Below are 12,255 nucleotides of genomic sequence, written 5' to 3'. Positions count from 1 at the left end.
CTCCCGCAGCAAATTCAGACCTTTCAACGTCAGGTCGCGTCGGCCCGGGCCGCTCAAGGCGATCTCGGTCAGATGTACCGATGTGGCAACGTCTTCCCGATCGCAGGGGAAAGGTCGTATGTCGAGACGCCCCACTGCTTCGCTAATTCCGCAAGGCTGATTTCGACATCGCCTGACCGTCCGAGCAGAACCACCTCGTCGCCGACTTCGGCTTCCGGGATGTCCGTCAGATCGACCCGTATAAGCTCAGAATGCGTCGGAGCGATCAGAGGTGCCCGGCGCCCTCTGATCAGAGCCATCGCATCCTTTGGCATCCGCTTGGGATAACCGTCGCTCCAGCCGAAAGGGATCAGGCCCAACCGCATGTCCGGCTTCAGCCGTATGAAGGGCGCGGGCGGGACCCCCCCGGTCTCGGCGAGAGACTTGACCATGACAAGCCTGCTCTTCAGGCCGACCAGCGCCGGCTGCCAAGTCGCCTGACGTTCGGCAGCCGCGGGGAACGAAAGGCCGAGCACAAGCCGGCCCGGGTCAACCGCGTTGAAGTCGGCTTCCGGATACCCCAGGAGAATGGCCGAACTCGAAACCATCCGTATCGGCACCGGAATGCCGGCTTCGTCGATGGCCGCTAGTGCCTGCCGGAAAGCTCCCAACTGGGCAACCGTGTAAGCCTCGTCATCGAAACCGTAGCTCGTCATCGGGTGGCCATAGATGCCTGCCAGCTCGAGGCGGCGGCTCGCGACGATAGCGCGGGCCATCTCGGCAGCATGATGCGGCAAGGCGCCGGCCCGAAAGCCGCCCGCGTCGATCTTCAGGAACACAGGCAGGCGCTGCTGCGCCGCCCCATCCCACGACTCGACATCCGCCAGCGTGGACAGAGTGGGCATCAGATGCTCGCGCTCCAGCAGCGGCGCGATCTCCGGCAGGCAGGTCGGATACAGCAGGATCGGATTGGAAACACCGGCTCTCCGACAGGCGATGGCGCTGTCGATGTTACCGAACGCGAAACCCGCTGCTTGTGCGGCGGCACGCTTTGCGATCTCCACGGCCCCGCAGCCGTTCGCATCGCCCTTGAGGCAGATATAGATTGCTACGTCAGGGCCGAGCAGACCGCGCATCTGCGTGAGGTTGTGCGTGATGGCGGCGAGATCGATCTCGCACCATGTCGGGCGCAATTCAACTGAATCCATAACAATGATCCGTCCGTGAAATGGGGTCAGAGGCGGTTGCCGGCGCGGTAGCGCTGCATGAAAGCCCGGAGTCGCTCATGCTTGGGCGCCCCGAAAATCTCGCCGGGCGGACCGCTCTCGATCAGCAGGCCATCCGCCATAAATGCGACCCTGCTCGATACCTCCCGCGCGAACTGCATTTCATGGGTGACGATCATCATGGTCATGCCGTCGGCCGCGAGTGAGCCGATCACGTCGAGCACCTCGCCGACCAATTCCGGATCGAGCGCGGACGTCACCTCGTCGAGCAGCAGCATCTTGGGCTGCATCGTCAGCGCGCGCGCGATCGCGACGCGCTGCTGCTGTCCGCCCGAGAGCTCCGACGGGTAGCGGTCGCGCTTGTCGGCGAGGCCGACGCGCGCCAGCAGGGCGAGTGCCCGCTCGCGCACGGGCGCTGTCGCCTCCCCGCGCACCCGGCGCGGGGCGACGGTCAGATTGTCCAGCACGCTCAGATGCGGAAAGAGATTGTAGTGCTGGAACACCATCCCGACCTGCGCGCGTAGCGCTGCAATCTCGCGGTCGGGCTTGCGGCGCCGGCCGCCATCCGGCGCGATGCGCACCCCGACGCTCTCACCGGCGATGGTGATCAGCCCGCGCTCATAGGTTTCGAGGTAGTTCACGCAGCGCAGCAGCGTGGTCTTGCCGGAGCCGCTGGGGCCGATGAGCGACAGCACCTCCCCGCTCTGGACCGTGAGGGTTATGTCTTTCAACACCTCGATCGCGCCGAAGGATTTGCCGACATGATCGACGATGACGAGCGGCGCCGGTTCCGAAGGGTTCTGACGATCAACCATGGCGGGTTCTCTGTTCGATGTGGCGACCGATCCGCGAGAGCGTGAAGCAGATCACGAAGTAGAAGGCGGCGACCGCGAGATAAGCGGGGAGGATCTCCATCGTGCGCTCGCCGATCTCGCGGCCAGCGGCCACAAGTTCCCAGCCGCCAATCGCCGAAACCAGCGAGGTGTTCTTCACCACGACGAGCGCGACATTGACGAAGGGAGCGATGCTCAAGCGTCGTGCCTGGGGGAGGATGACGATGGTGAAGAGCTGGAGCCGGCGCATGCCGAGGGCTCTCCCGGCATCCCACTGCTGTTTTGGAACCGCGGCGAGCGCTGCCCGGAACACCTCGGCCGCGTAAGCCGCGAAATAGAGGCCGCCGACGAGGATCACGACGAAATGCAGCGGCAGGTCGAAGCCGAGATAGGGCAAGCTGAAATAGCTGCCGACGAGAAGGACCAGAAGCGGAACGCCGCGGATCACGAGCCCATACAGCGCCGCGAGCCAGCGCAAGGGAGCCCAGGCATAAAGGCCGATCACAGCAAGCGGCAGGCCGGCAGCGGCAGCGACCAGGATTGTCGCAAGAGACAACCCGATCGTGACGACCGCTCCCTGCCCGAGATAGGTCACCGCGGCAGTGAGTGCGGCGCTGAGCATCATCACACCCTCACCGGTAGGCGAAGCGCGACGAGCTTCAGGATGCCGGCGATCGCGGCACTGATGGCGAGGTAGAACAGGGCCACCGTCGCGAAGGTCTCGTAAGGCGCCGCGCTGCGATCGAGCAGCAGCTTGCCGGCCTGCGTCAGCTCGGCGACGGCGATCGTCGAAGCGACCGAGGTGTCCTTGACGATGATGATGAGCTGATTGCCGAGCGGCGGCACGATCCGTCGGAAAGCCTGAGGCGCGATGATCGTCCAAAGCGCGGTGCGTGGCAGCATGCCGAGCGCCAGCGCCGCTTCGCGTTGGCGCATATGCACGGATTCGAGACCGGCGCGATAGATCTCGCCGATATAGGCGCTGTTCTGGAGCGAAAGCGCCAGCACGGCGGAGGAGAACGCCGAGAGCCGCAGGCCCAGCGTCGGCATTCCGAAGTACAGCACGAAGATCTGCACGAGGATCGGCGTGTTCCGCATCAGCTCCACGAAGCCCCGGCCGACCCCGCGCAGCACACTGAAGCGGCTCGTCGTGAGCGCGGCGACGACGACGCCGCCGAACGTTGCGCCGATCAGCGCCAGCGCCGCCAGCGCGAGGGTCATCACAGCCCCCTCCATCAGGAGGGGGGCGTTCGTTCTGATGAAAGCGAAGTCCACGGCGGCTCGCCCTAACTGACGGTTCAGTTCTGGTTGAAGGGGCGCTGCGGTGGCGCATCCTTGCCGAACCAGGTCTTGTAGAGCGCTTGATACTCGCCATACCGCGAGCCATTGACGTATTCGCGTACGATGGTGTCGAGCGCCAGCCAGAGCTGGAAGTCCCCGGGCTTCATGAAGATCGCGTTGTTGTTGATCGTACCGAGCGAGCCTTCCAGCAGCCGGAAATCGGCCTGGTTCTGGCCGACGAAGTAATTGGCGGCGGCGGAATCGGCTTGCCAGGCCGCGGAGCGCCCGCTCTTCAACGCCAACGCCGCAGCGCTATCGGTGTCGAAGAAGACAGCCTGGGCCTTGGGCGCGTAGCGCTTGGCGCGGTCGACCATGGCGGCGCTGTTGGTCGAGCCGAAGACGACGTTGGCATTGTCGAGATCGGCCAGCGTCTTGATCGGGGAGGCCTTGGGCACCACGACGAGCGTGCTGGAATCGATATAAGGGCGCGTGAAGGCCAGGCGCACTGCGCGGTCCGGATAGATCGTCGCCGTCGAGATGCCGAAATCCGCTCTGCCCGACAACACAGCCGGAAAGCGGCCGTCCACCGTCGTGGTCATCAGCTCGACCTTGTTGGCGTCGCCGACCAAAGCCTTCGCCATGAGCCGAGCAAACTCGACCTCGAAGCCCGTTAACTTGCCCGCCTCGTCGACGAAGCCGTTCGGGCGGGCCGTGCTCGAAACGGCGACGATCACCTTATCGCGTTTCACGATGGTTTCGAGCCGGGATTCCTGGGCATGGGCAGCGGGCTGATTCAGCCCGAGAGTCAGAGCCGTGACACCACCGAAGATAGCCGACATCCAACGATTCATTACGGTTCCCCTTTGTTTATAAAGGGAGCTAAACATGCAGTGCTGCGCTGCGAAAACGAATAATCATTGGCCTGAGCATCGCCAAATTCGATACTCGGAATGGAATTTGCTGAGTGGCCCGATAAAGGAACGACCATGCTGCGCGAGATCGACACTTTTCTGGCTGCCGCGCGCTACGGCACCTTTACGGAAGCCGGGCGGCGCCTCGGGCTGACCCAATCCGCCGTGAGCGAGCAGATCAAACGGCTCGAGGATTTCGTCGGTCACCGACTCTTCTTCCGCACCGGTCGCTCCGCGACAATCAATGCGGCGGGGCAGGATCTCATTCCGTTGGCTGACCAGTTGATGTCTATCGTGGCGGAGATGCGGGGGCGCCATGCCGTCTCTACGGTGCGGACGACCTTGCGTGTCGGAACGATCGCCTCGCTTCACTCGGGCCTGATCGCTCGATCCATGCTCGCCTTTCACCGTCGCTTCCCGGGCGTCACGCTACGGTCGACACGAGGTGAAGATGACCTGCTAGGTCAGGTCGAGCGCGAAGAGCTTGACCTTGCCGTCGTCATTCAGCCTTCCGGCGAGCTGCTGAGCAACGTTTCTTGGCACCCCTTGCTGTCAAAGCCCTTCGTGCTGATTGCGCCGAGCGAGTTGCAAGCGGCCGACTGGCGAGAGGCTCTGAGCAGGCTGCCGCTGCTACGCTACGACCACTCGACAGTCAGTGGGCGGCAGATCGATGCCTTCCTCGAAAGCACGCGCACGGCCGTCTCCGAGAACATCTGGATCAACTTTCTCGACACGATGATAGCTCTCGTCGCCGAAGGCATGGGCGTAGCGCTGATCCCGCATCCTGATGACGCGGAGACGACGGAGCGTGTGACCATCTTCAATCTGGGTGAAGACACCTTCCATCGGCAGATCGGGGTGCTGACACGCCGCAGGACCGTGTCGCGAGAGGCAGAAGCGTTCCTGAGTCTCTTGCGCGAGGAAGCAGAGCGGGAACCGGGCCGAGTTCGGTAGACACGGAGATGCGTCGACCGCGCCAACGAGGCAGGGGCCGGTCGTCTAGCTTGTCGCATACGGCGCGGCGCGTTTCCGTGCTCGGCTCAGGCAGCGATAGCGCCGCTCCGCCCGTCGTTGTTACGAACCGGGCGTTGTGCGCATTGGCGCGAACCGAGATGGAAGCGCTTCCTCAGTGCGGCATTGGACCCTGCAACCATTGCTAACAGCGTGGACCGAGACGCGGGGCATGCGTCTGTTGCGCCGATGCGCATGAAACGGAGATGCACCTATGCTCCGAAGCGCGGCTGCGGCGCGCGCGCGGGCGAGCTACACCGGTATGGCGAGCAGCCATACCCGCAATCCGCACGACAGACAGCCACGTCGTAAACCAGGAGCCGTAATGACCGACCTGCTCGTCACTAACGTCCGCCCCGACGCGAAGGCCACGTCGGATATCCTGATCCGGAATGGCCGGATCGCCGCGGTCGCGCCCAATCTGCCGCGCGAGCCCGGGATGCAGGTCCATGACGGCGCCAATGCCATCGCCATCGCTCCCTTCATCGAGCCGCATGTGCATCTGGACAAGATCCTCTGGGGCCTGCCCTGGCACGGCATCAACGTTCCCCGCACCCTGCGCGAGATGATCGACAACGAGGTCGAGATTCGCCGGAACCTGCCCTGGGGCGTGCCCGAGCGGGCCGGCAATCTCATGCGCCAGTGCGTCGCGATGGGCTCGACGCATATCCGCAGCCATATCGACATCTCGACCGAGTACAAGCTCGACAACCTGCATGGTGTGCTCGCGGCCTGGGAGAAGACGAAACACGCCGTCGGGCTGGAGCTCGTCGCCTTCCCGCAGACCGGCATGATGATCGATCCGGGCACGTCCGATCTGATGGAAGCGGCGCTCGACGAAGGCGCCTCGGTGATCGGTGGCATCGACCCCGGCGGCATCGACGGGGACCCGAAGGGTCATCTCGACACGATCTTCGACATCGCCAGCCGCAAGGGCGCCAAGATCGACATCCATCTGCACGAGGCCGGCGACCTCGGCCTGTTCGAGATGGGCCTGATCGTGGAGCGGACCAAAGCGCTCGGCATGCAGGGGCGTGTCGTCGTCAGCCACGCGTTCTGCCTGGGCGATTCCCAGCGCGACAAGGTCGAGCGCATGATCGACATGGTCGTCGAAGCGCGGATCGGCATCATCTCGTCCGTCCCCGGAGCCAATGTGTTTCCGCCGATGTTCGAGCTGGCGCGGCGCGGCGTGAAATGCGCCATCGCCTCGGATTCGCTGCGCGACACCTGGAATCCGCACGGCAATGGCGACATGCTGGAGCGCTGCTGGCTGCTCGCCTACCGGACCGGCAGCCGGACCGACGGCAAACTGGTCGAATGCCTCGACATGGGAACGCGCCGGGGCGCCGAGCTGCTCGACCTGCAGGGCCACGGCCTGGAGATCGGCTGCGAGGGCAGCCTCGTCCTGATTGAGGGCGAGAACCTGGCCCAGATCGTCGTGGACCGGCCGAAGCGCGCGCTGGTGGTGAAGAGCGGTCGCATCGTCGCCCGCGACGGCAAGTGGGCCGACTGAAGACCCCAAGTCATCGGCCCGGCAGGTGTGACGCGGCTTTCCGGCAAAGCGATGCAAAAACAAAGATCCAGAGCATCAGACCGAATAGGATAGTCCGCCGGTGCTCTGGAAAAGCAAAACCCGGCATCGCCAAGGCGCCTTGGGCCGGCACCTCGGGCGCTCTCCGGCTGGCCCGGACAAGCGCGATGACGAAGACGATCGACAACAGCAGCAGGAACGCGATGGCGCCGGGCGCGATCAGCATGGTAACTAAGGCTTTAACGACGGATTCCCAAGTCGGGTTCACACCCTGAAATGGCCATTCTCGTCGGTTTCCCGACAGTCGCGGCGTGGGCGTAGGCGCACATGCCTGAGCCTGGCTGTTGGCTTCGTGCCCGCCCACTATGGGCGTTCAGTAGCAGTGGCCTGAGCCGCGACCGCGCGACGCGCGAGACGATGCGAGCAAGTGCCGCTAGCCCGCGAAGAATCGCGCTTCCTCCAAAATCCCGCATTGCCGAAGCGCGCTAACGCGAAGCAATCTGCGGTCGAAGGGATTAGTTGGGCTTATTCGACTTATCGCCGATGGTTACCGTCAAGCTCCCGAGGCCCTCGATCGTGCCGACCAAGACATTGCCCGGAAGAGCAGGACCGACACCGTGCGGAGTTCCTGTCATGATCAGATCGCCCGCCTCGAGCGCATAGTATTTCGACAAGGTCGCAATGATCTCGGGCGTGCGCCAGATCATCAGAGAAAGGTCAGAATCCTGCTTAACTCGGCCATCGACCTCAAGCCTGATGCGGCCGCTCGCCGGATGCCCTACCTGCTCGACCGGATGGATCGATCCACAGGGCGCCGAGTGATCGAAGGACTTTTTCAGCTCCCACGGGAGGCCGGGACCGGCCGGCGTATCCAACAGGCGCCTGCGGGTCATATCCAGGCAGATGCCGTAGCCATAAACATGCGAAAGCGCGGACTCCTGACGGATATCGTAGCCTCCTGACTTCATCGCGACCAGGAGTTCCAGCTCGAAATGGAAATCATCGGTCATCGGGGGGTAGGGAACGACGCCAGCGTCCTGCACAACTGCATCGGCTGGCTTTTGGAAGATCAAGGGAAAATCGCGCGTTTCGTTGCCGCCCATCTCGCGGACATGCGCGACATAGTTGCGGCCGATGCAGTAGATTCGTCGAACGGGAAAGCGAGTGAAAGCTCCGAAGACCGGCAAAGTCGTTGGAGAAGGAGCCTGAACTGCAAACTCGGCTGTGCGCATGGGAGGCCCGCGATGTTGCTAAACGGATGAAGAGGATAGACAGCAGGCACAGGCTGTCCATCCCTGCGTGGCGGCCCTGCCACAGCCGCGGCGCGCCCGACACGATTCGAACGTGTGACCTTTGCCTTCGGAGAACTGCGTCTCATCCAAAATCCCGCATTGCCGAAGCGGCGGGGATCGGCTGTCCAGCCTGCACGGTTAGCGCCCGTAGCTCAGCTGGATAGAGCGTTGCCCTCCGAAGCGGGGAATCGCAGCTTAGAGCGCCTCAAAATATATCTTATATTTCAATCTATTACTCAAAGTTTCGTCGATGCGAGGCAGCGAGCGATCAACATCGGCACAATCACGCCACGGCCGTTGAGCCAGACAGTGTCGGAGATCATACCCCCTCTGAATTTGGGGATTGTGCCACACCGACTATTCCACGACTTCGCGATGCAAGCGTCCGCTCCTTCGAGATCGACGAGCGGTTGAGGGGCCGAGCAAGCTTGTCGAGCTGCGCTAGGTTAATGATATCTTCAACAATTCCGCCTGAACCGCTTCATCTCTTGTTTCCCTCATTCTTGCGTTCGTTTGGCTAGGGACCCAGATTTAAGGTTCCAGAAAGCGCTCTGCTCGATCGTCCCGTTCGCTAACAGGGACGTAGCAGATGGCGCATCAAGGTCTTCGCTCCAAGGAATCCAGAAGCTTTGAAGCCGGCAACGCGAAAGCGCGTCAAGCTGCGGCGGCGGCTCGCGACGCTGCTTCTCCGGTTACGTCTGTCGGTGGTCCGGAGCCTCAGGACGCCCGCGCCCTGCAGAGCAGACTGAAACAATATGTCGACGGCGGCGAACCCAAGCCCGAGGCGGGAAGCGTTGCGCAGCAGCCGGCCAGGCGGCCTGCGCTGACGCCTGCCGTCCGGCGAGCTGGAAAGGTTATGCTGGGGGCGGCCGTTGTCGCCGTTTTTGGGCTGGTGCCGTTGCGCACGCTGCTTCAGACCTCCAGCGTCGAGGCCGTAGTCAACGCACGGCTGATGACGCTGCGCTCGCCCATCGCGGGCGAGGTCGTCGCATCGACGGCGGCACTGGCAACGTCCGATGCTCTTGCGCAAGGCTCGACCTTGCTCCGCATCGTCAATCCGCGAGCTGATCGCGGCCGGCTCGACGAGCTGGAGCAGGCCCTCGGCAGGCTGGCGAGCCAGCGGGTGACGATGAGCAGCAAGCTCGCAAGTGCGCAGAGCGCCGAGGCTGATCTCGACCGGCAGGCCGAGGCGTTCAGGCTGGGCAGGATCGAGCAGTTGACCGCCCGTGCGGCCGAGCTCGAAAGCCAGATCGGCGTCGCCGTCGCCAGACGCGAGGAGGCGACGGCCGCCTATGGCCGGGCCGAAACATTGGCGCGGACCGGGAACGTCACGGCCGCAGAGTTCGACCGCCTGTCGCGCGAGGTCGCAATCGCGACAGGGACCGAAACCTCGACGCGCCATCGGCTCACGGCCGCGACCGTCGAGCTTGCAGCCGCGCGCAACCGCATCTTCCTCGGCGACAGCTACAACGACCGGCCGAGCTCGGTGCAGCGCGGCGACGAGATGCGCCAGCGCATCGCCGATCTCAGCTCGGAACTGACGGGCCTCGATGCGGAAACGAAACAGCTGGAAGCCGCGCTCGCCACGACACGTGCGCGCCATCAGGCCCAGTCGGACGTCGCCATGACGCTACCGGTCACCGGACGCATCTGGGAGGCCATGGTCTCCCCCGGCGAACAGGTTCGCGTCGGCCAGGACCTCGCCCGGTTGATCGATTGCTCGACGGCGGTCGTGACGGCGAATGTCACGGAATCCGTCTATAACCGCCTCTCGGTCGGCAGCTCCGCCCGCTTCGTTCCGGCCGATGGCGGCACTGATCTGCAAGGCAAGGTCGTCAACCTGACTGGCCGTGCCACCGCAGCGGCGAATCTTGCGATCGAACCCGCCGCGCTGAGCAAGGAACCGTACCGGGTTACGGTTTCCGTGCCTGACCTCGGCACCGGACAGGTCTGTGCCGTGGGACGCACCGGCCGCGTCGTGTTCGGCGAGCAGGTTTCCGCTCCGTGACGCAAGATCTCCTGACTGCGCTTGCGCCTGGCCTCGCCGCAGCCGGGCTTGCCGTCATGCTCACGCCGTTGCTGAGGCATGACCAGACGCCATCGCGTATGCTTATGGTCGGCGTCGGGCTCTTGCTGCTGCTGCGCTATTTCCACTGGCGGGTGACGTCGACGCTGCCGCCGATCGGCTGGACCGCCGATTTCGCGGCGGGCAGCATTTTCCTCGCAGCGGAAGCGGCGTCGCTATTGGCGGCGATCCTGGCCTCGATCTTCCTGTGCCGGACACGGAACCGTTCGACAGACGTCGAGGCGAACAAGGCTTGGCTCGCGAGCCTGGAGCCGCCGCTGGTCGACGTCCTGATCTGCACCTACAACGAGGAAGAGGCGATCCTCGAGCGCACCATGATCGGCGCGACCGGGATGAATCACGGCAATTACCGCGTCTGGGTGCTCGACGACGGGCGCCGGCCGTGGCTCGAGGAGCTGTCGCAGCGCCTGGGTTGCCGCTATCTGACCCGGCCGGACAACAGCCATGCCAAGGCCGGCAACATCAATCACGCTCTGGCGCATCTGGCGACCCTGCCGGATCCTCCGGCGTTCATCTCGATCCTGGACGCGGATTTTGTCCCGCTCCCGGATTTCCTGTCGCGAGCGCTGTGCCTGTTCCGGGATCCCGGCGTCGGTCTGGTGCAGACGCCGCAGCATTTCATCAACCCCGACCCGATCCAGACCAATCTCGCCGCCGCCCATGTCTGGCCGGACGAGCAGCGCTTCTTCTTCGATGTCGTGCTCGCCTCGAAGGATGCCTGGGGCGCGGCGTTCTGCTGCGGCACCTCGTCGGTCATACGCTTCGAGCCGCTGATGCGGATCGGCGGCTTTCCGACCGATTCCGTCACGGAAGACTATCTGCTGACACTGCGGCTGAAGGAGACAGGCTTCACCACCGCCTATCTGAACGAGCCGCTCACGCTCGGGCTCGCTCCCGAAGGCCTCAAGGAATACATCACGCAGCGCGGCCGCTGGTGCCTGGGCTTCATGCAGATCACGCGCGGGCGCAGCGGCCCATTCTCGCGCACATCGAGCCTCACCTTCATCGACCGCCTGTCATTGGTGGACACATTCCTCAACTGGACTGCGGTCTATATCGCGAAGCTGCTCGGACTGCTCGTCCCGGTCGGCTACCTGCTGTTCGGCATCCATACCGTCGATGCCGATCTCTACGACCTGCTCGGCTATTTCCTGCCGTTCTTCCTGTGGCACTCGGTCACCATGAGCTGGATTTCGCGCGGTCGCTCGCTGGTCTTCATGACCGACGTGTCCCAGTTCATCGCGGCCCCGGCAATCCTGAAAGCGGTCTTCACCGGGCTGTTGCGACCCCGGAACCAGAAATTCAAGGTCACAGCGAAAGGCGGCGACCGGGGCCAGCGCTTCATCGAATGGCCGCTCGTCAAGATCTACGGCAGCATCATTCTCCTCACCCTGGCAGGGCTGGTCTACGCCTTCGCGATCCATGTGCGCGGCGACAGCCTGACTTCGGGAGGCCTGGCCTTCGCCTGGAGCTGGTATAATCTCGTTGTCCTCATCATCGTATGCTTCGTCTGCATCGAACAGCCACGCCGCCGCAAGGCGGAGCGCTTCGCGACGGACGAGGCGGTCATGCTCGAATGTGCCGGGCAAAGCCTGATCCTGCGGCTGACGGACATTTCCATCACCGGGGCTGGGCTGCGCGGCGAACCTCCTGCACCGCTGGGCACGGCCGTCATCTGCACGATCGGCGGGCGCGCTGTCCGCGGCACGATCGTTCGCAAGCTGGCGAATGGTTTCGCGATCAAGTTCGACGAGGAGCTGAAGACGCGCATCGAGATGATCCGGGGCTTCTATGCCGGCAACTATGTCAGAGCCTTTGCGCAAGTCGCGACATTGGGAGTGACCACCGCCGTCGTGCGCAGGCTTTTCGACTGAAGCCCGAAGGCGGGTCGTGGCAGAGCGATCGGCCGCGGCGCGCGGTCTTCTCGACGTCGGCGAATGTAGCGCGTGTCCTGAGCGCGAGCGGATCACAGCAGTAGGTCTCGTGCCAAGTCCGCATGCGCCGGATAAACTCAGTATCCTGCCGGCGCCTGAGAGAGCGTTGCCTACCGAAGGCGGATCCAGGCGGAGCGCGGGATCTTCGGAACCCTTTGATGGACCAGGTAT

General features: G+C 63.9%; 11 protein-coding genes. 4 read left to right on the top strand and 7 right to left on the bottom strand.

The features are described from left to right. Positions 1-68 precede the first annotated feature (68 nt). From alr to Q9235_RS14560, 5 genes are all read right to left on the bottom strand, one after another. A complete protein-coding gene (gene alr, locus Q9235_RS14580; protein WP_306222491.1) occupies positions 69-1,187 on the bottom strand; it encodes an alanine racemase in 1,119 nt (372 codons plus the stop codon). Positions 1,188-1,213: 26 nt separating this feature from the next. Continuing rightward, positions 1,214-2,020: an amino acid ABC transporter ATP-binding protein gene (locus Q9235_RS14575; protein ID WP_306222490.1), complete on the bottom strand. Its 807-nt coding sequence runs from the start codon at positions 2,018-2,020 to the stop codon at positions 1,214-1,216. Further along, positions 2,013-2,663, bottom strand: coding sequence for an amino acid ABC transporter permease (locus tag Q9235_RS14570; RefSeq protein ID WP_306222489.1), 651 nt, complete (start codon positions 2,661-2,663; stop codon positions 2,013-2,015). Before Q9235_RS14570 ends, Q9235_RS14575 begins: the two co-directional genes overlap by 8 nt. Then, positions 2,663-3,259, bottom strand: coding sequence for an amino acid ABC transporter permease (locus tag Q9235_RS14565; RefSeq protein WP_422678193.1), 597 nt, complete (start codon positions 3,257-3,259; stop codon positions 2,663-2,665). Before Q9235_RS14565 ends, Q9235_RS14570 begins: the two co-directional genes overlap by 1 nt. Before the next feature lie 77 nt (positions 3,260-3,336). Continuing rightward, positions 3,337-4,068 carry a substrate-binding periplasmic protein gene (locus Q9235_RS14560; RefSeq protein WP_306222488.1) on the bottom strand — a complete coding sequence of 244 codons (732 nt, stop codon included), beginning with the start codon at positions 4,066-4,068 and terminating at the stop codon, positions 3,337-3,339. Between the two features lie 237 nt (positions 4,069-4,305). On the opposite strand from Q9235_RS14560, the gene Q9235_RS14555 reads away from it, so the two are divergent. Both Q9235_RS14555 and Q9235_RS14550 read left to right on the top strand, forming a co-directional pair. Next, positions 4,306-5,184, top strand: a complete 879-nt coding sequence (locus Q9235_RS14555) for a LysR family transcriptional regulator (protein ID WP_306222487.1) — start codon at positions 4,306-4,308, stop codon at positions 5,182-5,184. Between the two features lie 382 nt (positions 5,185-5,566). Then, positions 5,567-6,754, top strand: a complete 1,188-nt coding sequence (locus Q9235_RS14550) for an amidohydrolase (RefSeq protein ID WP_306222486.1) — start codon at positions 5,567-5,569, stop codon at positions 6,752-6,754. Between the two features lie 10 nt (positions 6,755-6,764). Here the strand turns inward: Q9235_RS14550 and Q9235_RS14545 are convergent, their stop codons facing one another. Together Q9235_RS14545 and Q9235_RS14540 are read right to left on the bottom strand one after the other, a co-directional pair. Beyond that, entirely contained in the window at positions 6,765-6,998 is a 234-nt protein-coding gene (locus Q9235_RS14545) for a hypothetical protein (RefSeq protein ID WP_306222485.1), read from the bottom strand. Positions 6,999-7,287: 289 nt separating this feature from the next. Further along, complete coding sequence (locus tag Q9235_RS14540; RefSeq protein ID WP_306222484.1) at positions 7,288-8,004, bottom strand: fumarylacetoacetate hydrolase family protein; 717 nt, start codon at positions 8,002-8,004, stop codon at positions 7,288-7,290. 916 nt (positions 8,005-8,920) lie between these two features. On the opposite strand from Q9235_RS14540, the gene Q9235_RS14535 reads away from it, so the two are divergent. Further along, the gene (locus tag Q9235_RS14535; RefSeq protein ID WP_306222483.1) at positions 8,921-10,072 is read left to right on the top strand and encodes an HlyD family secretion protein; all 1,152 of its coding nucleotides are present in this window, start codon (positions 8,921-8,923) and stop codon (positions 10,070-10,072) included. A 56-nt stretch (positions 10,073-10,128) separates the two neighbouring features. Continuing rightward, positions 10,129-12,024 carry a glycosyltransferase gene (locus tag Q9235_RS14530; RefSeq protein ID WP_306228274.1) on the top strand — a complete coding sequence of 632 codons (1,896 nt, stop codon included), beginning with the start codon at positions 10,129-10,131 and terminating at the stop codon, positions 12,022-12,024. Positions 12,025-12,255 lie beyond the last annotated feature (231 nt).

The organism is Bosea beijingensis (assembly GCF_030758975.1).
Lineage (GTDB): Bacteria > Pseudomonadota > Alphaproteobacteria > Rhizobiales > Beijerinckiaceae > Allobosea > Allobosea beijingensis.
Note: the sequence above shows the minus strand (reverse complement) of the source record. Positions and strands in the feature narration are given on the sequence as shown.

Excerpts from the sequence above, each read along its gene's own strand:
- alr (WP_306222491.1), bottom strand. The coding sequence starts at position 1,187 with ATGGATTCAGTTGAATTGCGCCCGACATGGTGCGAGATCGATCTCGCC.
- Q9235_RS14575 (WP_306222490.1), bottom strand. The coding sequence starts at position 2,020 with ATGGTTGATCGTCAGAACCCTTCGGAACCGGCGCCGCTCGTCATCGTC.
- Q9235_RS14570 (WP_306222489.1), bottom strand. The coding sequence starts at position 2,663 with ATGATGCTCAGCGCCGCACTCACTGCCGCGGTGACCTATCTCGGGCAG.
- Q9235_RS14565 (WP_422678193.1), bottom strand. The coding sequence starts at position 3,259 with ATGACCCTCGCGCTGGCGGCGCTGGCGCTGATCGGCGCAACGTTCGGC.
- Q9235_RS14555 (WP_306222487.1), top strand. The coding sequence starts at position 4,306 with ATGCTGCGCGAGATCGACACTTTTCTGGCTGCCGCGCGCTACGGCACC.
- Q9235_RS14550 (WP_306222486.1), top strand. The coding sequence starts at position 5,567 with ATGACCGACCTGCTCGTCACTAACGTCCGCCCCGACGCGAAGGCCACG.
- Q9235_RS14545 (WP_306222485.1), bottom strand. The coding sequence starts at position 6,998 with ATGCTGATCGCGCCCGGCGCCATCGCGTTCCTGCTGCTGTTGTCGATC.
- Q9235_RS14540 (WP_306222484.1), bottom strand. The coding sequence starts at position 8,004 with ATGCGCACAGCCGAGTTTGCAGTTCAGGCTCCTTCTCCAACGACTTTG.
- Q9235_RS14535 (WP_306222483.1), top strand. The coding sequence starts at position 8,921 with ATGCTGGGGGCGGCCGTTGTCGCCGTTTTTGGGCTGGTGCCGTTGCGC.
- Q9235_RS14530 (WP_306228274.1), top strand. The coding sequence starts at position 10,129 with ATGCTCACGCCGTTGCTGAGGCATGACCAGACGCCATCGCGTATGCTT.